At 39.8% G+C, this 23,759-nt stretch carries 19 protein-coding genes; 13 read left to right on the forward strand and 6 right to left on the reverse strand.

The genetic code is table 11. The features are described from left to right. Positions 1-6 precede the first annotated feature (6 nt). The 9 genes from AC1DYB_RS25210 to AC1DYB_RS25250 all read left to right on the forward strand — a co-directional run bounded on the left by AC1DYB_RS25210 (position 7) and on the right by AC1DYB_RS25250 (position 12,410). Complete coding sequence (locus tag AC1DYB_RS25210; protein ID WP_477439015.1) at positions 7-861, forward strand: hypothetical protein; 855 nt, start codon at positions 7-9, stop codon at positions 859-861. 23 nt (positions 862-884) lie between these two features. Further along, the gene (locus tag AC1DYB_RS25215) at positions 885-1,271 is read left to right on the forward strand and encodes a VOC family protein (protein ID WP_477439017.1); all 387 of its coding nucleotides are present in this window, start codon (positions 885-887) and stop codon (positions 1,269-1,271) included. A 14-nt stretch (positions 1,272-1,285) separates the two neighbouring features. Further along, a complete protein-coding gene (locus AC1DYB_RS25220) occupies positions 1,286-1,624 on the forward strand; it encodes a hypothetical protein (RefSeq protein WP_477439019.1) in 339 nt (112 codons plus the stop codon). Between the two features lie 131 nt (positions 1,625-1,755). After that, positions 1,756-2,742 carry a DUF1702 family protein gene (locus tag AC1DYB_RS25225; RefSeq protein WP_477439021.1) on the forward strand — a complete coding sequence of 329 codons (987 nt, stop codon included), beginning with the start codon at positions 1,756-1,758 and terminating at the stop codon, positions 2,740-2,742. After that, complete coding sequence (locus AC1DYB_RS25230; protein WP_477439023.1) at positions 2,711-4,615, forward strand: FG-GAP repeat domain-containing protein; 1,905 nt, start codon at positions 2,711-2,713, stop codon at positions 4,613-4,615. The genes AC1DYB_RS25225 and AC1DYB_RS25230 overlap by 32 nt, the downstream gene beginning before the upstream one ends. A gap of 51 nt (positions 4,616-4,666) precedes the next feature. Next, positions 4,667-5,224, forward strand: coding sequence for a carboxymuconolactone decarboxylase family protein (locus AC1DYB_RS25235; RefSeq protein WP_477439025.1), 558 nt, complete (start codon positions 4,667-4,669; stop codon positions 5,222-5,224). A gap of 46 nt (positions 5,225-5,270) precedes the next feature. Continuing rightward, positions 5,271-6,218, forward strand: coding sequence for a hypothetical protein (locus AC1DYB_RS25240; protein WP_477439027.1), 948 nt, complete (start codon positions 5,271-5,273; stop codon positions 6,216-6,218). Positions 6,219-6,220: 2 nt separating this feature from the next. Continuing rightward, positions 6,221-11,998 (forward strand): SDR family NAD(P)-dependent oxidoreductase, encoded by a 5,778-nt coding sequence (locus tag AC1DYB_RS25245; RefSeq protein WP_477439029.1) that lies wholly within the window; start codon positions 6,221-6,223, stop codon positions 11,996-11,998. Then, positions 11,985-12,410 carry an acyl-CoA thioesterase gene (locus AC1DYB_RS25250; protein WP_477439031.1) on the forward strand — a complete coding sequence of 142 codons (426 nt, stop codon included), beginning with the start codon at positions 11,985-11,987 and terminating at the stop codon, positions 12,408-12,410. Before AC1DYB_RS25245 ends, AC1DYB_RS25250 begins: the two co-directional genes overlap by 14 nt. A gap of 705 nt (positions 12,411-13,115) precedes the next feature. On the opposite strand, the gene AC1DYB_RS25255 is transcribed toward AC1DYB_RS25250, so the two are convergent. From AC1DYB_RS25255 to AC1DYB_RS25265, 3 genes are all read right to left on the reverse strand, one after another. Further along, positions 13,116-13,394, reverse strand: a complete 279-nt coding sequence (locus AC1DYB_RS25255) for a hypothetical protein (RefSeq protein ID WP_477439033.1) — start codon at positions 13,392-13,394, stop codon at positions 13,116-13,118. A 125-nt stretch (positions 13,395-13,519) separates the two neighbouring features. Continuing rightward, the gene (locus AC1DYB_RS25260) at positions 13,520-14,767 is read right to left on the reverse strand and encodes a phage integrase SAM-like domain-containing protein (protein WP_477439035.1); all 1,248 of its coding nucleotides are present in this window, start codon (positions 14,765-14,767) and stop codon (positions 13,520-13,522) included. Positions 14,768-15,633: 866 nt separating this feature from the next. After that, positions 15,634-16,209, reverse strand: coding sequence for a hypothetical protein (locus AC1DYB_RS25265; protein WP_477439037.1), 576 nt, complete (start codon positions 16,207-16,209; stop codon positions 15,634-15,636). Between the two features lie 665 nt (positions 16,210-16,874). On the opposite strand from AC1DYB_RS25265, the gene AC1DYB_RS25270 reads away from it, so the two are divergent. Together AC1DYB_RS25270 and AC1DYB_RS25275 are read left to right on the forward strand one after the other, a co-directional pair. Continuing rightward, the gene (locus tag AC1DYB_RS25270; RefSeq protein WP_477439039.1) at positions 16,875-17,177 is read left to right on the forward strand and encodes a hypothetical protein; all 303 of its coding nucleotides are present in this window, start codon (positions 16,875-16,877) and stop codon (positions 17,175-17,177) included. Positions 17,178-17,243: 66 nt separating this feature from the next. Continuing rightward, positions 17,244-18,230 carry a TlpA family protein disulfide reductase gene (locus AC1DYB_RS25275; protein WP_477439041.1) on the forward strand — a complete coding sequence of 329 codons (987 nt, stop codon included), beginning with the start codon at positions 17,244-17,246 and terminating at the stop codon, positions 18,228-18,230. Between the two features lie 28 nt (positions 18,231-18,258). Here AC1DYB_RS25275 and AC1DYB_RS25280 read toward each other — a convergent pair whose 3' ends face one another. Beyond that, positions 18,259-18,330, reverse strand: a complete 72-nt coding sequence (locus AC1DYB_RS25280) for a hypothetical protein (protein WP_477439200.1) — start codon at positions 18,328-18,330, stop codon at positions 18,259-18,261. A gap of 5 nt (positions 18,331-18,335) precedes the next feature. Between AC1DYB_RS25280 and AC1DYB_RS25285 the strand changes: the two genes are divergently transcribed. Together AC1DYB_RS25285 and AC1DYB_RS25290 are read left to right on the forward strand one after the other, a co-directional pair. Then, positions 18,336-21,485 (forward strand): SusC/RagA family TonB-linked outer membrane protein, encoded by a 3,150-nt coding sequence (locus tag AC1DYB_RS25285; RefSeq protein ID WP_477439202.1) that lies wholly within the window; start codon positions 18,336-18,338, stop codon positions 21,483-21,485. Positions 21,486-21,510: 25 nt separating this feature from the next. After that, positions 21,511-22,857, forward strand: coding sequence for a RagB/SusD family nutrient uptake outer membrane protein (locus AC1DYB_RS25290; protein WP_477439043.1), 1,347 nt, complete (start codon positions 21,511-21,513; stop codon positions 22,855-22,857). Between the two features lie 57 nt (positions 22,858-22,914). On the opposite strand, the gene AC1DYB_RS25295 is transcribed toward AC1DYB_RS25290, so the two are convergent. Then, positions 22,915-23,199, reverse strand: coding sequence for a DUF6520 family protein (locus AC1DYB_RS25295; RefSeq protein WP_477439045.1), 285 nt, complete (start codon positions 23,197-23,199; stop codon positions 22,915-22,917). A 121-nt stretch (positions 23,200-23,320) separates the two neighbouring features. Beyond that, on the reverse strand, positions 23,321-23,755 hold the full coding sequence (locus tag AC1DYB_RS25300) for a MauE/DoxX family redox-associated membrane protein (RefSeq protein WP_477439047.1): 435 nt from the start codon (positions 23,753-23,755) through the stop codon (positions 23,321-23,323). Between the last annotated feature and the right edge of the window lie 4 nt (positions 23,756-23,759).

Below are 23,759 nucleotides of genomic sequence, written 5' to 3' on the forward strand. Positions count from 1 at the left end.
TTGATCATGGCAGATAAAAACAAAAATGATTCAGCTCAATTGAAATCAGAGATAACCAAACTGAAGGAACAGGTTCAGGATTTGATCAATATACATGGCCAAGATATAAAACCATTTCCTAAGAAAGGAACAGACGGATTTTTGAGCCATTTCATTATTACCGTAGAAATGCTGCAAGGCGAGATGGCAGGTAAAGTATTTACATTAAATATGCCTTCGGCGATGCAAACGGTTGCCCGCTCAGAACCTTTTATATATAAAGGCAGTGCTTTTAATCACAAAGCTGAGTTGACTTTGCCAGACGGTAGCAAGTTGCCAAATACAATTGTTGAAAGTGATTTTTTAAATAAACCGAACGGATTTTTTGAAGAAGGTAAGGAAACAGTCTGGATGCAAATATTAAATTTGGATGCCAGGATGGAAGATACCCCAATCGGCCCGATAAGAATTATATTAGGTGAAACTGTAAAAAGGGAATATCCTGACATCTTTCAACCATCATTGGGTGTTGCCCAAGCCCTAAGTAAAAATGGTGGTTTCCCCGCAAAGCTTTTTTTTAATCCCTACGCAGTAATAGAAACTATGTTAGGAAACATGCGTGCAATTCATGGGAATTTATCTTACGGACGAACTGTAGACTTTCCACCTATTGGCACTCCTATTAGTATTTGTGAATTGATCCCATTAGAGGCAGTAGAGGACGTTCGAACAACAATGGCATTCAGAGCGGTTGAACCAAGCATTAAACCCATTGCTCGAATTATAGCATTGGCACACCCAATTGATACTTCAATGCAAATTTCCGGTTCCGAAGCCCATTCGATGATTGAGAATATGATTTCTATCCATTCAAAAAAATAAATAACTATAATTCCCGGAATCAAATGGAAATAGATGGAAAGATAATCGATTGGTTCGAAATACCAGTAAAAGACCTTGAGAACTCAATGGACTATTATGGTAAAATATTTGAACGGCGGCTATTTAAGGGCACTATTAAAGGCTTGGACGTTGCCTTTTTTAGTTCCCCGACAAAAGAAGTTAATGGTGCTCTTGTACAAATAACTAATAAGGAAATGTACTGTAACTCAAAATATGGGGCCATTGTTTATTTAAATGGAGGAACGGACCTAATAAATGTCTTAAATAGAGTTAAAGTAAACGGTGGTCAAATTATAGTTTCTAAGACTTTAATTAGTCCTGAAATTGGATTTTATGCTTTATTTTCTGATCCCGACGGTAACACGATTGGCTTACACTCAATGAAATAGAATATTTGACAAAAATGGATGAAGAACCAATATCAATTGAAAAACAAATGTTTTTACAGATTGCTGATGAACTGATGTTGAACGATTTGGTCACATTGAGCAAATTATTTGGCAAGGAGTGTTTGAAGAATGAACAGGGTAAAGCTTTTGTTGCTTTTTTCAAGTCTAATTTAGTTGTCAAATTAAACAACAATTTTAAAATTAACGAACTTCTTTCCAAGGAAGGAATATGTTTATGGGATCCTTCAGGAAATAATAGGCCAATGAAACAATGGGTTCAAATCCCTTTTGAATATGCAGACCAATGGGCAACGCTATCTAAATTGGCTTTTATAGAAGCCGCTGATTTATAAGCCGTTCTTGTTTTTTATTGTTTACATCATTAAATCTCTGTTGTTCGGAGATATGTACATTGAAAATCGGTCCGGAATTATGTTTATAGTTTTAGGTTGAGCTAATTGAATTTGTTAACTTTTATAAATAGATGAAATTACTTGAAGGAATTCAAAAATCAATATTTGGAGTTAGTTTGAGACACACTCAAACACGATTTCGAGGTTTTCATTACTCAAATCAGTCGATCAATCAATTGCTCGAAACGATTGGTGCTAAATTCCTTTACGGCTACCATTTGGGATTGCAAATTTTTAATTTGAATCTTTTGAATGAGAAATTGAGTGCCGAAGCCGATTTATATCAAGGCTTTTGTTACGAGGGCGCCGCAATGGCTACTGCTATTTTAGACGGAGTGAGCCTGTTCAAAAAAAATAGAACTTCAGATTTTCTAATATCTAATGAAGGGCAAAAGCACGCTTATATGATTCATGTTGGAGTAGGCTGGGCATATGCAAGGCTTCCAGTAACTATTGAAAAGAAGATCGAAAAATATGATCCTGTTTTAAGATGGCTTATAATGGATGGTTATGGGTTTCATCAGGCATATTTTAAAACAAAAAAATATGTTTTCAATTTAATTGAACCCAAAGAATTAAAAAAAGATTTCTCAAAACATGTTTTTTATCAGGGTGTAGGAAGATGTTTATGGTTTATAGAAGGCACTGATGCATTAAGGATTGCTGATAGAATTAAATCATTTCATTCAAATTATCAACCTGATTTATGGTCAGGAGTAGGCTTGGCATGTACTTATGCGGGAGGGGTAAGTGATAACGATATAATTCAAATTAAATCATTGTCTGGTGATTTTTTACCTTATTTAATGCAGGGGGCAGCATTTGCAGCTAAAGCTCGTGAGCGTGCGGAAACAATAGTCCCTCATGTTGAAATGGCATGTAAAATAATATGCGGTATGACGGTGCACGAAGCTTCGGTAATCTGTGATAACAATTTAACAGAGATCCCCGAAAATGTTTCATCAGAAGAAAAATATGAAAGTTGGCGCTCCGCAATAAGGTTAGATATCTTTAAAAAATTTGATAATGAAAAGATTTATAAAGAAGTATCTAATTAAAATATTAGCTTTTGGAATTATACTCGTTTTGTATTCATTAACGAGGCTGCCTTCCTTTAGTAAGGACGAGGAAAATGAATTAGTTAAAAACTTTAGATTTATCGAAAAACCTTTGCCTGAGCCTACAAATTTAAAGGCTAAATATATCCGTGGGGTTAATCCTCAATATAAAAACATTTCTACATGGATATCGTCAGTTGGTGCAGCTATCACTTTAACCGATATAGACGGAAATGGATTATGTAATGACATCGTACATGTAGATCCAAGGTATAACACAGTTTTTATTTCACCTGCACCCGGCACAAAAGCGTTATATAAGTCCTTTATTCTAAGCCCGCATCAGTTGACTTATGATTCATTAACTATGGCTCCCATGGGGACTCTTGCATATGATTTTAACGGTGATGGCTTAATGGATATTCTCGTTTATTACTGGGGCAGAACACCTATCATATTTTATCAGACAACAAATTGTTTTATAGACAAGGAATTATGTAAAAAATCTGAAAGATGGTTTACAAATGCGGCAACACTTGCCGATTTTGACGGAGATGGAAATATAGATATTTTAATTTGCAATTACTTTCCTGATGGAGCCAAGGTTTTGGACGTAAATGATAAAGTGTGGAACCAAACAATGCAACATTCAATGTCGCGGGCATATAATGGTGGTGACGATCATTTCTTTCTTTTTTCCGGACATGTTAAGAATGAAATAAAGTTTACTGAACACACAGAGTGGAGAAAAGATGTTGATCAATCACAGGCGTGGACACTCGCTGTTGGTGCTGCAGACATAAATAATGATCAGCTTCCTGAAATATATTTTGCCAACGATTTTGGACCTGATAAATTATTATATAATCTTTCAACGCCAGGACATCTTCATTTCAAACAACTTTTTGGAAAACGCAGATTTACGGATATACGGTCGGGGGTATTAGGAAAGGACTCGTTCAAGGGAATGGGGGTTTGCTTCGCTGACATTAATGGGGATGGTTTATTGGATATATATGTAAGTAATATAGCAGCTAAATATGCTTTAGAAGAGAGCCACCTTGTTTTTTTAAATACTGGCGAATTTGAAAAAATGAATCAGGGAATCGCTCCTTTTGTAAATGAAAGCGAAAAATTAGGTCTTTCGCGAAGTTCATGGAGTTGGGATTGCAAATTGGCCGACTTTAATAATGACGGGATTTTAGAAGCCGTACAAGCAACAGGATTTGTAAAAGGAACAAGAAACAAATGGCCAGAGTTACAAGAATTAGCAATCGGTAACGATGAATTGCTTGCGAGAACAAAAATATGGCCACGTTTAACATTAGGAAGTGACCTCTCCGGTCATGATCATGATTATTTTTTCGTGAAAGATAATAACGGACGATATTTTGATGTTGCGTTAAAATTAGGAGTAAATATGTCACACATAACAAGAGGGTTGGCAATAAGCGATGTTGACCATGATGGGGATCTTGATTTAATAACAGCCAACCAATGGGAGCCATCTTATGAATACGAGAATAATTATAAAGGGCATAACTCATTTCTTGGTCTACGCATTATGCTACCGACTAAGGAGGAAGAATTAATCAAACCAGGAAGTGAAATTGATGATGATGAACATTTGAGGTTTGCAATAGGGGCATCTGTAAAAGTTTATCTACCGGGAAATAAAGTGATTCCGGGTTATGTAGATGGAGGAAATGGACATTCAGGAAAAAACAGCAATGAAGTTTTTTTCGGACTAGGTAACATTCCACCCAACCAAAAAATAAAGGTTGAAATACAGTATCGTGATTTGAAAGGTATTGTAAAAACAGAAACATTACAGTTAATTCCGGGGTGGCACACAATTACCCTTGCAACATAAGTTATTAGAATATTGGTATTTATATATTTTTTAAATTTAATTAATAAAAGCATGCCCTATATTTCATTACCTGATGGTTACCCTGGGATACGTAGTTTATTTATGTACAGCCCATTAACCGCTCAACCCCTGAATTTATTAGTGCAGAGATTATTGCATGATAAGGATAGTTCCACTTTAACACCTAGCGAGCGGGAATTAATAGCAACATATACATCAAGCTTAAGTAAATGTAAATATTGTACTGCCACTCATGGGGCAATAGCAAAGTATCAACTTAATGGTAATGATAAATTAGTTAAGGATGTTATTGAAAATGTGGCGTTGGTCGAAATAAGTTCAAAACTGCGCGCACTATTAGGAATTGCTTTTATTGTTCAACAAGACGCCAGAAAGGTAACCATAGAAGATATCGAATTTGCTAAAGAAAACGGCGCTACTGAAAAGGAAATTCATGATACAGTTTTGATTACGGCTGCATTTTGCATGTTTAATCGTTATGTGGACGGCCTCGCAGCATGGGCTACAGATGACGAAGCAATTTATGATTTAATTGGTAAACAACGTGCCGCCGAAGGATATCTTACAAAGCCATTTTTGATAAAATGAGCTAAAATATTAATCAATTTAACTATATATAATTACTAAGTTGTTTATGAGTATAGAAAAAGTGGATTTGCGATTAGAGGCCTTAAAGAGATTTGGTATAGCAATTACAATCCTAAATATCGCGGGTCATTTATTTTTAGGATTTGAACAATCCTGGGCACAGCCTATTACGGCTCTTATAACTGCTTATTGTTTGGAGCTATTATTCGAGTGGCTTAATTGTAAAATTAATGGGTACAAACCGAGATATTTGGGTGGGTTTAAAAAACTCGTTTTTTTTCTATTACCAGCCCACATAAGCGCTCTTGCGGTATCTATGCTCTTGTTTGCCAATGTAAAGTTATTTCCTATCATATTAGGTACTGCTATTGCTATCCTCTCTAAAGTTTTATTCAGGGTTCAAATAGGTAATAAAAAACAGCACTTTTTAAATCCATCGAACACGGGAATTGTATTTATACTTATTTTATTTCCGTGGGTAGGTATTGCACCTCCGTATCAATTCACTGAAAATATTTCAGGTTTATGGGACTGGGTACTACCTTGTTTATTTATAAGTGTTGGCAGCCTTCTTAATACCAAACTAACCAAACGGATACCTTTAATTATTGCGTGGTTTGGTGGATTTACCATACAGGCAATTTTAAGATGCTTCATTTTGCAGACCCCGGTTTTAGCCGCACTAAATCCAATGACTGGTGTTTCTTTCCTGTTATTTAGTTTTTATATGGTTTCAGATCCCGCCACTACCCCCGGTAAATTAAGTAATCAAATTTTGTTTGGACTATGTTTGTCTTTTGTATATGGTCTTTTAGTATATTTTCAAATTGTATTTGGCCTGTTTTTCTCGTTGTTTATAGTTTGCTGTTCCCGAGGGCTTTATTTTGAAATCTATCGGATCGTAAAAAAAGTTCGGCCAGAAAAAAAAGATCCAAATTTACTGACATCGAATGGTCAGATAGAAAAATTACTTCTACTTAAGCAAGAGGCATAATTATGAATAATCAAATTGCAATAGTTGGCTTTGCGTGCAGGTATCCTGACGCAAACACTCCTGAGCAATTATGGGAAAATATACTTTCCAGGCGCCGTGCTTTTAGAATAATGCCGTCTGAAAGATTAAACGCCAGTTATTTTAATCCCGATAAAACGGCAACCGATTATATATACAGTAATAAAGTTGCAGTTTTAAAAAACTATCAATTTGAACGATCTAAATTTAAAATTGCCAATAGCAATTACCTGTCCGCTGATCTTACACACTGGATTGCCTTAGAGGTTGTAGATGAGGTATTAAAAAACTCAAAACTACATGAATTGTCAAAAAAAGATCGAGAAAAGACTGGTGTAATTATTGGCAACACTTTAACAGGAGAGTTCTCAAGGGCAAACTTATTGCGTTTAAGATGGCCATATGTTTGCGAAACCCTTTTAGATACGTTAAAACAAGAGTCGTGGGGGAATCGGGAGATTGATAAATTGTTAGGCCTTTTTGAAAAAAATTACAAAAGATCATTTCCAGCTATGGAAGAAGATTCTTTAGCGGGAGGATTATCAAATACAATTGCTGGAAGGATTTGTAATTATTTTGATTTTAAAGGCGGAGGATTCACCATTGATGGTGCATGTAGTTCATCACTATTGGCGTTGTCTAAAGCCTGTGATTCAATAGCAAATGAAAATTTATCAATTGCTATAGTCGGCGGAGTAGATCTAAGTTTAGATCCATTTGAGCTTGTAGGATTTTCACGTGCTGGTGCATTGGCCACAAAAGAAATGCTGGTATATGATGAAAATTCTAATGGCTTTTTTCCTGGTGAAGGTTGTGGCTTTATAGTTTTAACTAACTACGAATATGCCCAACAAAATGATCTTAATATACTTGGGGTTATAAAAGGATGGGGAATATCATCTGATGGAAAAGGAGGTTTAACGCGGCCAAGCGTTGAAGGACAAATGTTGGCAATTGAAAGAGCATATGAAAGGGCCGGATACGGATTAGAAACAGTATCCTATATCGAAGGACATGGCACTGGTACCAAAGTAGGCGATGAGGTGGAATTAAAAGCAATTATAAATATATTAAATAAAAACGGAAAACATAGTCAGGCTTATATAAGTTCGGTAAAAGCAAATATTGGTCATACCAAAGCGGCGGCTGGCATTGCCGGCATTATTAAAGGTTTATTGGTTATCAACAAAAGAGTGATTCCACCAATATCTGGAAACAGCAGTCCTCATCCAATTTTAAATACAAGCATTAAATTAAAACTCAATCAGGAACCAATTATCTTTAATAAAGCTGAACCGCTTAGAATCGGAGTAAGCTCCATGGGATTTGGGGGAATAAATGTTCATGTAACTATCGAAGAAGATAAACATTTAAAAAAAGAAGCTTACAGCATAAATGAGCAGATATTAAAATCCTCATATCAAGATTCTGAATTATTTTTAATTGCTGCCCAGAGTAAGGATGCCCTTATAAAAAAACTAAATGCCTTATTCAACAAAGTAAAAATATTATCAATCGCCGAATTATCTGACTTAAGTTGCTCAATGTATGAGAAAATTGATGAGGGCGATATTAGGGTAGCAATTGTTGCAGACTCACCCGAAAATCTTTTTCTTAAGTTAAAAAAGATAATTGCCGTTCTGAAATTAAAATATATTCCCCTCGTAGATAACAATGAAGGTATTTATTTTTCGGACAAAAAAAAACGACTAAGGATTGGTTTGTTATTTGCGGGCCAAGGAAACGAAGTCATGAAAGCTAATGGATTATTGGTAAATAGATTTCCTTTTATAACTGATTTAATTCCGGACATTCTTAAATCAAATATTTTAAATGAAAATGATTTAACTCAACCACACATTTCACAACCTGCTATAGTTAGCAGTTCAATTACGGCAATCAAAATGTTGCGGAAATTTGGCCTTACAATTTGTGCTACCATTGGACATAGCTTAGGCGAATTCTCTTCACTTTATTGGTCTGGGATATTAAGCGAAAAGGATACGATAGCTTTAGTGAAAGCCAGGGGCCTGCTGATGCATAATAGTACTGGTGTAAAAGGAAAGATGTTAGCTTTAAGTTTTACAGATTCCGGCGAAATAGTCGAAAATATTTTAGAAAAATTTGATGTTTCCCTTGCTTGTATTAATTCTACAAATCAAGTTGTTTTTTCAGGTACTGAATCTTCTATAAATAGTTTACAACGATATTGCAAAGAAAATAAAATGCCTTCGTCGCTTTTGAAGGTCCAAAATGCCTTTCATTCAAATTTAATGAAAGGACTGGAAGACAAGTTTGTCGAAGAAATTAAAAGCTTTGATTTTTTGGCACCTTTCGGCAATGTTTATTCTACGGTTACAGGTAGCCTTGTTACTGGTAAGGAAGAGGTTCTTTCAAATCTGAAATCACAACTAACCCAACCTGTATTATTTTATAAAGCATTTCAGGCTGCTTCAAAAGATATAGATGTTTGGATTGACACCGGATGCCAACCCACGCTTCAAAAATTAGTTGGAAGTTTTAGTGAAATACCAGTTTTGCCTTTAGAATTATCCGGAAACACAGTTGTAGGAATATTGAAATTAGCTGGGCTAATGTTTGTTAACGGAGAGGATTTTAACTTTGAGATTTTATTTAATAATAGATTTTATAGAAAACTGCATTTTAATGAAGAAATAAAATTTATTTCTAACCCGTGCGAAGCTTTTTTTAACAGTGAAGCAATGCAAAATAATTTATCTAAAAAGCAAAATCTGTTAGAGGGAACGGAGGTTGATTTAAACAATAAACGTACAGCTGTAGCTAAAAGGGAATCTGGACTCAATATTGAAATTGTAATCAAATCGATACTTTCAGATAGGCTTAAACTACCTATTGAAGATATTACAGATGAAAGTCGGATGTTAGACGATTTTCATTTAAACTCATTGTACGTTGGCCAGCTGATTTCTGATATTGCCAATCAACATAATTTAAACCTAACCGATATCCCTACCGAATATTCAAACGCCAGTGTAAAAGAAATTATCGAAATGTTTGTGGTTTTGAATGAAGAAATATTAGATGGATCAAGTACCCCGAAAAATAAATCTCTCGATTTTGAGGGTATTTCTACTTGGCTATATCCATTCGAAGTTTCGGTGAAAGAGGTTGGGCTATTAGTTGGTAAATCCGAAGAACAAACGGCTTGCAGCAATTTTTTTCTTTTGGGCGATCTTCCCTTATCTCTATTACCATTTGTAAAATCATGCAATCCGCAAACCAATGACGGCTTAATAATTTTCTTGCTTAACTATGATCCGGAAGAAATTATTAAAGCGTTAGTTAATTGCTTAGAATTCATTAAAGAAAATTTCAAAATTCAAAACATAGTTTTCATTCAATCTGATGAAGTTGTTAACGGATTTGCAAAGAGCTTATTTTTAGAGCACCCCAATTTAAATGTTAAGGTAATTACTATAAATTCAGAATGGTTATCAGAGTCATTATTAAATAATGAGATAACAGATCTTCATGGATTTGCTGAGATTGTTTATATAGATAAAAAACGATATGTTCCATACCTCAAACCGATCATCGACTCTGGTTTTGAAGTGCCAATAATACCATCATTTGATGATGTTATTTTAGTAACTGGAGGGGCCAAAGGCATTACATTTGAATGTGTAAGAAGCCTTGGTGCTGAAAGTAAATGCAGTTTTATATTAATCGGAAGAAGTGATCCCCAAAAAGATGCGTTATTGAGCAGGAATCTGTATCAATTAAAAGAAGCAGGAATAAGATTTAAATACTATCAATCAGATATTGGTGATTTTGATGAATGCTCTTCGTTATTTTCACAATTACTTAATAATGAAATGATTACAGGGGTTATTCATGCGGCAGGTATTAATCGCCCCCAAAAGGTATATGATCTGACAATAAATGATTTTGAGAATAATCTGAAACCCAAATTTTACGGACTACGAAATCTAATAAGTTGTATTAATACAACCCCACTCAAATTTTTCATCACTTTTGGCTCAATCATCGCAGAGTCTGGAATGAATGGCAACGCAGATTACTCTCTATCTAATCAATGGCTTAAAAATGAAGTGAGTTTTTTAGCAACTCAATATCCGAACATTTACTTTTTAAATCTTGAATGGTCAGTTTGGGGAGGAACAGGCATGGGACATGATCTCGGTGTTTTGGATACTTTAAAAAGAAAAGGGGTAAATCCGATAACGTTGGATGAGGGAATAAACTTTTTTCTGAATCTGTTGAAACGGCCAATAAAAAAACACAACCTTGTTATCAGTGGGAGGCATGGAGCGGTAAAAACGCTGTATAAGCAGGAGGCAGCAATAACTCAATCGTATAGGTTTATTGAAGAAATATTAATTTACTATAAGGATGTTGAAATTATTACCCAGTACACTTTATCCGAAAATACTGATTTGTATTTGAGCGACCATGTTATTGATGGCCAAATTGTTTTTCCGGCAGTATTTGGATTAGAAGCAATAGCGCAGGCTTTAAAAATGCTAGCGACTAATTTTTCGGGACAAATACAATTTTCAAATGTCAACTTTTCAAGGCCTATAATTTTAAGAAAAAATCAAAGCAAAAAACTAAGAGTTGTCATTCAGAGACGAAATTATAACACATTTGCCGCTGTGATCAGGGATGAAGAAACATCATTTAAAATCGATCATTTTTCTGCCAACATTATTATTGGAGATAATTCTGTAGAAAATAAAACCACTGGCATTTTAATGGGGGGAAATGAAAAAACAAAGCTTGATACAGAAAACGACTATTATAACTCTTTGCTATTTCATAAAGGTATATTCAAGCGAATTTATTCGTTTGAATATATAGGTGCTTATAATTGTATAGCTAAAGCATCTCTCGTTCAGGATCAAAAATATTTCTCCGATTTTCTTTCAGAAAATTTAGTTTTATCAGACCCTTCTTTAAACGATGCTGTTTTACATGCCATCCAGGTATGTGTTCCTCACCAAACGTTATTACCCAAAAGGATAGAGAAGATTCTCTTTTACCCATTTGATGGTGACGTAAATGCTGTTATAATAATTGCTAAGGAAATTAAACAGATTGTCGATGAGTATTATTATGATATTGAAGTTTTAACCGAAAATAACATACTTGTTGCTCAATGGATTGGTGTAAAGTTTCAGGTTCTTCATCAAAAGAAAAAAAGAAAACTCACTAATGAACTTTTAGAAAATGTTTTAAGAAGGAAATTAGATTTAATAATTGGATTGCGAAGTAATTACAAAATTACTTCTAACAAAAAAAAATCAGACGGAGATGTTCAATTTCATAAACGGTCAGATGGCAAACCGATAAGTTTAACGGCTAATTATCAAACACGGTCACATTCTTTAAACCAAACTATTGAACTTGAAGCCGACGTAAATATTGCCTGCGACGTTGAAGCAATTATATATAAGCACGAGAATGACTGGGGAATTTTGCTAGGTGATAATAGATTTCAATTAATAAAAGAAATACAGGAATTTATCAAAGAGGATATCTCCATTTCTGCAACCAGGATATGGTGTGCAATTGAATGTATACGTAAAGCCGGCTTGCAACTATTATCGCCATTGTTAGTTACCCACTCAGATAACGATGGCACCATCTATTTTAAAATTGATAATTATATAATTCTCACTTATTTATGCATTTGGACAAATACAGGTAAGGAAACAATTTTTGCTATTTTAATAGAACGCGACTATGAAAAAATATGAATATCAATATGTGGTGAGCTTTGAAGATACTAACCTGGTCGGCAATGTATATTTTGCCAAATTTATTAGCTGGCAAGGTAAATGCAGAGAGTTTTTCATTAAAGAGAAAGTACCGGATATATTGGAATTAATGGAAAAAAATGATATTTCAATCATCACTTTAAACTGTTCCTGCAATTATTTGGCCGAACTAAGGGCTTTTGATGAAATTATTATTAGCCTTGAATTAGATAAAATAATCAATAATCGAATTTTGATGCTATTTCAATATTTTAAAAAGGGCTCAAATTTAAAATTAGTTGCAACAGGAACTCACGAAATTGGTTTTTTTAAAAGAACAGATGGAGGCTTGGCGCCAATTCCTATTCCCTCAACCTTTCAAAGTGCAATCGTCGAATATCAAAATGATTAATTAATTCAACCGATTTATGATTACAAACCATTAAAAAACGAAACATGGCACATATTAAACTATTAAACGAAGAATTACCAGGCATAGTGGGGTTTACAATCATATACTAGATAAAAAATATTATGATTTTGGTGCCGGTAAAACACCTGGTTCAACAATTTCCGCTGCTCTCGGGGATTTTATAAGGAATGGTGATTCAAGGGTAAAACGTATCAAACAGGATGGAGGAACGTACTCCTATTACCTTACCAAAAATGAACAAAACATAGGCTCTGAAATTTTGAGCGGAATATCAAGTGAAGTAATTCAACCTATTGCGAAAGAAAACAAGGTTAAGAGCGGTATTTGCGTAATTGAAGTTATCGCACCACTTTCTACATTTTGAACCCAACTCTTTGTTCCTATATTTTAAGAAAGTGTAGTCGTTTTTCATCATTGCGTAGCTGTCGTGATAAATGTCTATATATTTAAATAGTTCCGTTGCGATAAATTCGACCTCTAACTGCTTAATATCCTCCCTAACTAATTCCACTGATGGTAAAGGTGGTTCACTAGCCGTGATATCGCGCAGGTCGTCGGGAAGTTGGTACGGCAGTCGTTTCTTGGATGATTTTTTATTTGTAGCCGCCTCTACGAGCTTTTTCGTAAAATCAGTTTCGCTTCTCTTAAATTCAATATACCTGCTCAAGGTAACATTTCTGTCCTTTAGTTCTTTTGATAAAAAAACGAGGTCGCTTTTATTGTAATAATAAGTTCTTCCTGTTTAAAATAATTAGAAAACCGAAATTCAGTTCGAATAAAGTTGCCAGCAGCCCAACCCGCATTTTTGACATATTTGTATATCTCAATTTCTGGGGCCCATTCTCCACGACTTATCTGCATTTTTTTGAACTCGCTTGCAGCTTTATCGAGAGAAGCAATTGAGAACTGTTTATCAGCCGGAAGATCAGAAGTGCCGACTATTTTTGAAAGCGCAGACCTCAATTATCTTAATTCTGTAAGAATATGTTTTTGCATCGATCAATCTTTATTTCAAAACTAATATATAAGGGAACAAATTACAAGTTCAATTGAGCCCGTAGGGGAATCGAACTCTAATAACTGAAGCTCTATAAAAGTTTAATTACTTTTTTTTGAACCTCATCTATTATCGCCCAACTTTTTGAAACATAGAAGTCCGTTATCGAATTGCTCTGATCTTTATGATTTAATGCCAAACCAACATCGTCTTTACTAAAACGACAAATATTCCTTGCCCAATCACCAAATGCATGTCTTGCATCGTAAAATTCCAATTCAGGAATATTTAATAGTTTCCCCATTGCCCGTATACCTATACTTAGCGCACGGTCAAGCGTTTTATGGGAAGCATACCGAAGCTGTAATGTTCCCGCAAATTTGGTGTACAAGGGCAACGCGATTTCAGGAATGTTAATACTAATAAAGGCCTTATCCTTTCTTCTTGACTGTGTTTTTGACCTGTTATAATCAACACGATCTAATTCAATATCAACCGCTTTCAGTTTATATAAGTCTACAGCATTCATGCCGCACAAATAAAAGCTCAGCATAAAAAGGTCCCTCGCGAGTTCCATTCTACCTCCAGGCTGTACTACACAATCTCTGATTTTTCTAACCTGGACTACAGTTAGTTTTTTCTTGATTTTCTCCGTAACCTGTACCAGTTTGTATTTCTTAAAAGGGTAGTGTTTGATAACAATATTTTCTAAATCCTCATCATTATAAAAATCAACGGCATTATTAAAGAGTATCCTCAGATCACGCATAGGATTATGTAACCCGGTATCGCTTAATCCCAGTACCGTTCTTTTATAGGGCTCCTTAAATTGATCCAATCGTGTAATTTCTCTTTCAGACCGCAGATATTTTTCATAAGCAAGTAAGAATTTGGCCCTGATAGCGGTAATAGGCACTGTATTGGATTTAAAGTAATCAATTAAGCTATTGACTACTGTTTGCATATTGGAGGCACTGGCGTCCCTATTTGCAGTTCTTAATTCCTTAATTCGGCTCATTCCGAAAGAAATAATATTAATTTCATCTGCGGTTATCGGTTCGCGTGCAATAAGGAAATCTGCTAATTCGCGTACATTGTATAATTCCAGCTTGGAGTCCAATTCACTAATCTTCTCTCTATAATCATCAAGAACTGGATTGATTAATTTTAAGATGATGGGATCTTTAATTGAATGATCTTTTCGTATCTGTTTTGATCCGATAAAGTGTTGGGTTTTAATATAAAAGTTTTTGCCTTTATGATTTATCCTAATTTTTACATTCCATGTTTCATCCTTTTTCTTTTCTAATGGTAGAATTACCTCTCTGACAGTAGCCATTTTTTTTAACAATTTAGCGACCGAATTTTTCCACAATTATTTCACAATAATTTTCGGTCAGTTCAACAAAAAAAACTTGTTAAATCGCTAATCACTCGATTGAGCATATAGAAGAGATACCGCTAAAATACACCTAAAAGCACAAAAAAGCCCATTTTCGTAAGAAAACAGGCTTTTGAAAGTGTGGTATCAGCTGGGATCGAACCAGCGACACAAGGATTTTCAGTCCTTTGTTCGTATAAGCTTACAATTGGTAAATGGCGTCACTAGCGTTAATATTCATGGCCGAATAGTGAAAATATGACAACAGATGACCGCACGGTTGACACAATAAGTTACAACCTATTGAATAGACAAGCTGCGTGAGCGATTTTTCACTACTGCATGACCTTAGCTTTTGGGCCCGGACGCAAGGAATTGAATAACTAAATACTAAATTTTAGTTTTATTCAATATTTTTTATTTAAAGGCTGCATAAGGATTTTTCTTGAAACTCGTTTTGAGCTTTGTTACATGCTATTATACGCGGTGGGAGATTTTTATGTAGAGGTTTATTATCCTAATACGCTGAATGAAATAACAAAAATAAGGCCTTTCAGGTATGTAGATACATAAGCCATATTTAGAGATTATAGGCATTAGAGATATAAGCGGTTTTTCAGGGGGCTTTTATTGATCCGATGATAGGCATCGACGTGGTCATGTTTGCCTGTATGGGCGATGCCTGTACAGTAAGCGGTTGGTCCAGATTTCACAGTTAGGACAAAGATTTGAGTGCTGGAATTTCATCGATGATTTCGCTTTAGTTATAATTAAAGAGAAGAGGTCTTAATACATTTATGAAAATAATTAAAAACTCTTGGGTATTACTTGAACTTGAAGAATACATCAACTTCTCTTTTACCAACCTGCTTGTCCTTAAGTTTAATCAGCTCACGCGACTTTGAGAGCTTTCCTTTTTTTACTAAATAATTCAAAATTTTTGAAAGTTCATCACTAGTAAATTGATTAGACGGATTTAAGCCATTTACCTTTTTTCGAATCTCATTCAAGTAAGCAGGTTGGGCCAATATAGACTCGTTATAAATTTGCTGTTCAATATATTTGGATTTTTTTCGACTGTGAATTGTACTCGAAAAATATTCAGGATTATCTTTATATTTAATCCTGAAATTATTCAATTCTTTTGATTTTCTTATTCTTTCTGGGATTAGATAAGTTAACTTGAAAATGTTTTCACCGTTAAATTCGAGGACGGCCCCGATTTCCTTTGCCAAGTCCATAGTTAACTCTCGTGTACCATTTAAAATGGCATAGATATGGCTTTCTGATTTATTTATTAATAGCGCGAAACCAGGTATTTCTAACCCGATCATAATCATAATATCTTTTAATCTATTTCTGACTGATTTTTTATAGTCAAACTCTTCGCTAGTACTCATCCCATAAAGGGAATAAAGATTTTGCGCTAAAAATTATTCAAAATATTTGTTTTATTAATAATATTATATAAATTTACCTTTGTAATATTTCTTTATTAGTTAATAGAGAACGCATTTACAAAATTTAGGAATAAGTATTTGTGTAGAAAAAAGCGTAAGAAATTTAGTGCTTCATATAAGAAGCGGCATTAATTAAGAGTCTCGTCGCACCAAAGTTTGACAGCCAAGACGCGAGGCAGTAAGAATAAATGCTCATATCCCCTTTAAGTGTATTAATTTGCGCTTGAAGATAGGTTATGGGCCTTACTGTGCTATTGTCTTGGCTGTCAATCAGGTGCAATGGTTATAGTTTAGGCCCTGCCTATTTTATTCCAAGAGACTCATTGTTCAGCAAAATGAAATGAGATATCACTGGAACAATTTAAAAGATAATGATAGCCTGCTTTTTGCATGCGGTAGTTCTTGGTGTGTTTCTATTCTAGATGCATATAATTCTTATCCTCTGCAAAATCCCATTAAAAACATCATCAAGTCTCCAGAATGATTCGCACGCGAACGGCGGCCATTCAGTTAATAGTTAAGCTTTCGGTCGCCGTTTGTTTCCCTTGTTTTTTGTTTATCGCTGTTTGGTTTTTCTGCCTTGTTTAAGGTGGAGTAGGAGTGAATTGACTTTTTATTCTATGGCTGCTATTGTTATTGAACTGAAGGATTTTGGTGTTCGTACGCCCGAGCAGGTGATCAGGGTATTTTATAACCGGTATGATCATGGGCTGGTCAAAGAACAACTATGGGAAGCATTCCGGGGCTACGCGGTTAATGACGAAAAGGGCCTGTTGGCTTTAACGGTAGATGAACGGCAGGTAGCAGATTTGTTTGACCATCTGATCGATCTGGTGCATGCAGTGGAGGTGCTCAGGGTGGTGAAATCGAAGCGACGTTGCGTAGTCTGCGGTAGGGGTGATCCGTGATATGTGCCGGTTTGGGCGTCTTGCTAGTGTTAGTTCTGATTTTTTAACGGTTTAATTGAATTATTTATGAAGCGTATTTTAAGCTTCCTGGCCATGCTATGCCTTTTTTTAGGAGCAGGCGCACAGGAAAATATAAGAAAAGGTTCCTTGGTGAAGACTGATTTACGGGCTTTACGTGTAGGTGACGAGGTGCCGGATGTCACCATGGAAAAAGTGTTGAATAACGGAGGAAGGGCTTTGCGCCTGGCTGATTTTAAAGGAAAGCTGCTCGTGATCGATTTCTGGGCAACCTCCTGCGGAGCCTGTATCCAGGCCATGCCCAGGCTGGATTCTTTGGTAGATGCATTTGGCGGGAGGCTGGTTGTGCTGCCCGTTACCGCGGAGAAAGCCGAAAAAATCGTGTCTTTTCAGCGGTTGAATGGTTTTCTGAAGGGAAAGCGGTTTAGGACGGTGGTGCAGGATACGGTGTTGGGTTTTTTGTTCCCGCATCGGCTGCTGCCGCATGAAGTTTGGATTGATGCTGCCGGCAAAGTATTGGGCTTTACAGAAGCTTGGGAAGTAACCGGTCCTGCAGTAAGCCGGGCCCTGGCCGGAAAAGGTTTACAGCTGGGTATGAAGGAGGACGTTTTGGATTATGACCGCCATAAACCATTACTGGTGGCAGGAAACGGCGGTAGTGACAGCATCTACCAATACCGCTCGGTGATCACCGGCAGGCTGAACGGCCTTCCTTCCAATATGGGCTTCAGTTATGATACCGCCCGGAAGATGACCATTGTACGGGCCACGAACGTACACGCAAAACAGCTGTACATGCTGGCCTATAAAGGATTGCGAAACCTGCCCGAGGCGCAGGTAGATATGGGGAATGTAAGCGGTTCATTTTGTTATGAGCTGGACCTGCCTTCGGCATCACCCGGCCTCGTGCGGCAAAGCATCAAAGAAGACCTTGACCGTTTTTTCGGCGTACGGTCGGTATTTACAGGTTCTGCCTTTAAGCTGGTCCCCATTGGGGAAGCTGAAGCAGCGGGTGACGGCCCGCTCACCTTGTAGCGGAACCCACAGTTTATTTTTTTACGATTTAACGATAATTACATGAGCATTTTTTACAGGATATTTTACGGAGTGATGCTGTGCTTTTTTTTACCGGCAGCGGCCATGGCCCAGGCCATAACTGGACTGGTACAGGACCCGGGCGCGGTGCCGCTTGCTGGCGTTAAGGTCCGGGTGTCTGGGGGGCGGTCTTTAACGGTATTTACCGGGACCGATGGCCGTTTTATAACGAGCGCAGCACGCCGTGACACCCTCAATTTTGAAAAGACGGGTTACCTGCCCAAAGCAGTAGTTGTTCATGACGAACGCAGCTTTAAGATTACGCTGCGCCTGGTGGTGCAGCAAATGGAAGAAGTAAAAGTGGTATCTAACGGGTACCAGTCGCTTCCCCTGGAAAAGGCTACCGGCTCCTATGAGCAGATCGGCAAAGATTTACTGAACCGGTCCGTGGGTACGGACATACTGGGGCGGCTGGAAGGGGTGAGCAGTATTTTGTTTGACAAGCGGATCGGGCAATCCAACACGCTGGTAATCCGGGGCAGGAGTACGCTCTTCGCCAACTCCGCGCCGCTCGTCGTGTTGGATAATTTCCCATATGAGGGGAACATCAATAATATAAACCCTAATGATGTAGAGAGCATCACGATCCTGAAGGATGCTTCGGCGGCAGCGATCTGGGGCGTACGGGCAAGTAATGGGGTAATCGTGGTAACAACAAAAAAAGGGGCGAGGAACAAACCGATGACTGTCAGCTTCAACGCGAGTGTAACGGCGGCGGCAAAGCCGGACTTGTTTTACCTGCCCCGGATGACCTCTGCAAATTTTTCGGGCCTGGAGAGGCTGCTGTTCGCAAAAGGGTTTTATGCCGATGATGAGAATGCTTACAATTACCTGCCTGTCTCTCCTGTGGTGGAAACACTAATCGCGCAGCGGGATGGCAAGATCAGTGCTGCGCAGGCGGATGCGCAGGTGGCGGCTATCGCTGGTCACGATGTCCGCAGTGACCTGCAAAAATACTGGTATCGCCAGGCAGTGAACCAGCAATACGCGCTGAGCTTGAGTGGCGGCTCGGATAAGGCGGCCTACCTGTTCTCGGCGGGTTACGACCATAACCTGAGCGCGTTGAGCGGTACGTACCGCAGGCTGAACCTGCGCTCCGACAATAGTTTTTATTTAACGGAGCGGCTGCAGCTGGATGTGGGCGCTTACCTGACCAGCAGCAGGACGGTAGCTGGCCGGGATGATTATACGGCTTTGCGGACCAGCGATGCCAAAGGGTTATTGCCTTATGAAGCATTGGCAGACGCGCAGGGCAACCCGCTGCCTGTATTGAAGGATTACCGGAGGTCGTTCGTGACGGCATCAGAAGAGCTGGGATTTCAGAACTGGGATTACGTGCCGCTGGAAGACTACAAGCAGGTGAGTAACCGCTCGGACCAGCTGGATATCCTGCTGAATACGGCGTTGAAATATAAGATAGGGAAAGGACTGAACGCCGAGTTACGGTATCAACTGGAGCATGCGCAGACGCAAGGTGACCTGCTGTATCGCAAAGACAGCTATTATGCCCGTAACCTGGTGAACCAGTATACGCAGCAAAACCCGGATGGTACACTCACGCTGCCCATACCGGTGGGTGGGATCTTTGACAGTTCGGACAACCGCCTGCTCGCCCACAGTTTCCGGGGACAGCTGAACTACAGCCTGGAACAGGGGAAAAGTGCGCTGACCGCGCTGGCAGGCTACGAATACCGGAGTAATAATGCGCGTGACCGTAATTCGCGGGACTACGGCTATAACGCGGATACGGAAACGGCTTTGCCGGTAGATTACGTGACCAGCTTCCTGCTGTCCAATTATTCCTATTATATTGATTATACAATTCCTTACCCGAACCAGTACAGCACTTTACAAAACAACAACATGAGCTATTTTGCCAATGCGGCTTATGCCTATGACCGCCGCTACAACATCTCGGCCAGTGCACGCAAAGATGAGTCGAACCTGTTCGGTGTGAACGCCAACCAGAAAGGAGTTCCGTTATATTCCGTCGGTGCCGGCTGGACACTGAGCAACGAGGCGTTTTATAAATTATCCTGGCTGCCCTATCTCAAGTTACGGGCAAGCTATGGTTACAGCGGCAACGTAGACAATTCGCTTGCGGCCCAGGCCACTATCCGCTACGTTGGACAAAGCCCGCTGGGCAGGCAGACCTATGCAGACTTGTTCAATCCGCCAAACCCGGACCTGGGCTGGGAGAAGACTGGTGTTGTAAACCTGGGACTTGATTTTGGTTCAAAGAATAGCATTTTATCAGGTTCTGTAGAATATTATCGCAAAAAGAGTCATGACCTGGTAGGCTACCAGCCGCTGGACCAGACAACTGGTGTGCTGAACCCCGCGACTAACCTGTTCCAGTACAAGGGGAACGTGGCCTCGATGAAAGGTCACGGCCTGGAGCTGAACCTTCACAGCAATAACCTGCGTGGCGCTTTTAAATGGCAGACAGATCTGCTGTTGAACTATGCGCAAAATACCGTGACCCAGTATTACCAGTACAGTGATCATGCATCAGCCTATGTAGCCAATGCCTATTCGGTCGCGCCCATCGTGGGAAAGCCGCTGTACGCGATCCTGACTTACAAATGGGCGGGACTGGATCCGGCGAATGGTAATCCACGGGGATATGTCAACGGGCAGATAAGTTCGGACTATTCTGCAATACTAAGCGGTACTAAAGTGGGCGACCTGCAATACAGCGGGCCGGCGGTGCCGGTGACGTACGGCTACCTGAGGAATACGGTAAGCTACCAGGGTGTTTCCTTGTCTGTTAATATCTCTTATAAACTCGGGTATTATTTTATCAGGCCAGCGATCAATTATAGCGCCCTGCTGAACAGCTGGGACACTTCGACGGGCGACTACGCGCGGCGCTGGCAGGCGCCCGGTGACGAAAAGCGGACCAGCGTACCCTCGCTGGTTTACCCGGCAGACAGCCAGCGCGACCAGTTTTATCAGCAATCGGCGGCCAACGTGGAAAAAGGGGGCCATATCCGGTTACAGGATATGCGGCTAAGCTATGATGCCGACCGGCAACACTGGCATGGACTTCCGCTGAAGCATGTACAAGTATACCTCTACGCTACCAACCTGGGGTTGATCTGGAAAGCGACCAGGATCTCGCTTGATCCGGATTACCCGTCATCGGTGCGGCCGCCACACACGGTAGCCATAGGCATTAGCGGGAATTTTTAACAGCATGATGATAATAAAGATACAGATGAAAAAGATAAACATATATATCGGAGCTATGCTGTTTTTAACGGTAATAGTCTCCTGTAGGAAACAGCTGGATGTGAAACCTTCCTCCTCGCTGGAGGTGCCGGCATCGGCGGCTGATTTCCAGGCGCTGATGGATAATACGTCAAAAATTTCGCAGGTATGGCCCTATGCGGGTATCGCGGGCGGCGATGAGGGTTTTGTGACAACGGATACCTGGCTGGCCGCGAAAGTCACAGAGCGTAACGCCTATGTCTGGGATCGTAATGTGTTCAACGACCTGGACAGGAATGATTGGTCGCTGCCTTACAGTGTAATATATTATGCCAACGTGGTATTGGAAGGCGCAGCCAAAAATGGTCAATCTCCCGGAGACTGGAATAATATCAGGGGGCAGGCATCTTTTTTAAGGGGATTTGCTTTTTACCAGCTGGCCCAGGAGTTTTGTAAGGCTTATGACCCGGCGACGGCGGCGACCGATGCGGGGCTGGTGCTGCGGGAGAGTTCGGACCTGAATGTGAAATCTGTCCGTTCTAGCGTGGCACAGACTTATGCGCGGATGATCGCCGACCTGTCTGCGGCAGTGCCTTTGCTGCCGGTAGTGGCTGTTGTGAAAACCCGTCCATGCCGGGCGGCGGCCTATGCCATGCTGGCGCGTACCTATTTGTCTATGGGCGTGTATGAAAAGGCTGGCTTTTACGCCGATTCGAGCCTGCGGCTGACCGGAACACTGATCGACTATAACAAAGTCAATGCCGGGTCGGGCGCCCCTTTCGCCCGTTTTAACGACGAGGTTTTGTTTCATACGACCAGTTTCCCGACAGCGATGCTTTTGCCACCTAAACTGATGGTGGACAGCAATCTGTATGCCTTATACGAGGGAGGTGACCTGCGCAAGACAGTATTCTTTAAACCACAGCCGGGCACCAGCTGGTTTACTTTCAACGGCAGCTATGATGGGACGGTGATCCTGTTTAACGGGCCGGCCAGCGACGAGATGTACCTGGTGCGGGCGGAGTCGGAAGTACGGGGAGGCAATTTAACCGCCGCCTTGACCGACTTGAACGGATTAAGGAAGAACAGGTATGCGAGCGCGGTATACCAGCCGCTGGCTGGCGCGAATCAGGCTACGGTTTTATCCTGGATCTTACTGGAAAGGAGGCGGGAGTTGTTATTTCGGGGATTGCGCTGGACGGACCTGCGAAGATTAAACAGGGAGCCGGCTTTGGCCACGACATTAAAGAAAATGGTAAACGGTCAATTATATGAGTTGCCGCCGGGTGACGCGCGGTATGTATGGCCGATACCGCAACAGGTAATTAATGATACCGGCATGGCACAAAACTAACAGGAAAAGGCCGGCGGGTGCCGGCCTTTTCGAAGCCACATTCAACATCAGCGAGGATCAGGGTTTCAAGTCTTCATGCGTAATAGTAGACAGGTCCGGCTGGGCAGGATTGGCGGTGCTGCGGTTGGCCTGAACCGCGCAGCGGTTAGATCCTGTGGAACAGGTGGGTTCCAGGGAGCTGAAGGCGTACTGGCTAGGGTCGCCGATCTGCGCCTGGGTGCCGTTGAACTTCCACCAAACGGCGGTTGGTTTGTTACTGGCTTTAGCCGCATGAGTGCTGAACGCGCCGCCGATGCCTAAAACGAAGGCGAGGGCTACGATGGCTGCTTTTGAATTTTTCATGGTACCGGGATGCTATTTTTACTAAAAAGCAAACGAAAAACTTAAATAATGAATAAAAAAATGCCTACTCTTTTCTGCGGGTTTTCAGCTTTCCCCCGTTGGATCGTTATGGAAAACGTGGTCAGGTCAATTCGTAATGTTTGCGTTTATTGTCTGCAAGTTGCAAGGCAATGGCCGTAATACCCGCTAAAAGAAAAGCCCAGTTAAAAGCCAGGTGTACAGGCCATGACATATTTTCGAGAATTCCGCCACAGGAGCAGGGGACTTTGCCCCAAAAGTGTAGTAGAATCAAAGATATGTAAGCGGTAAACGCTGCCATGAGTAAGGTAGACAGTAAGAGGCCAATGAAGCGGGTTCGGTTAAAGCAGAGCAGCCCGGCCAGCGTAAGTTCTCCTGCCGGGAGTATGTAAAGCAGCACATCGGCTAGTCCATGAGCAAATGGCTGCAGGTAAAGCTGGCTGCGAAAACGGTCAACATCTATGAGCTTGCTGGCAGCGGCATAAGTAAATAGGATGATGAGCAGGAACGGGACGGCGGATTTGATGAAAGATCTCATGGCG

The sequence above is a fragment of the Mucilaginibacter sp. P2_A4 genome, assembly GCF_056405015.1.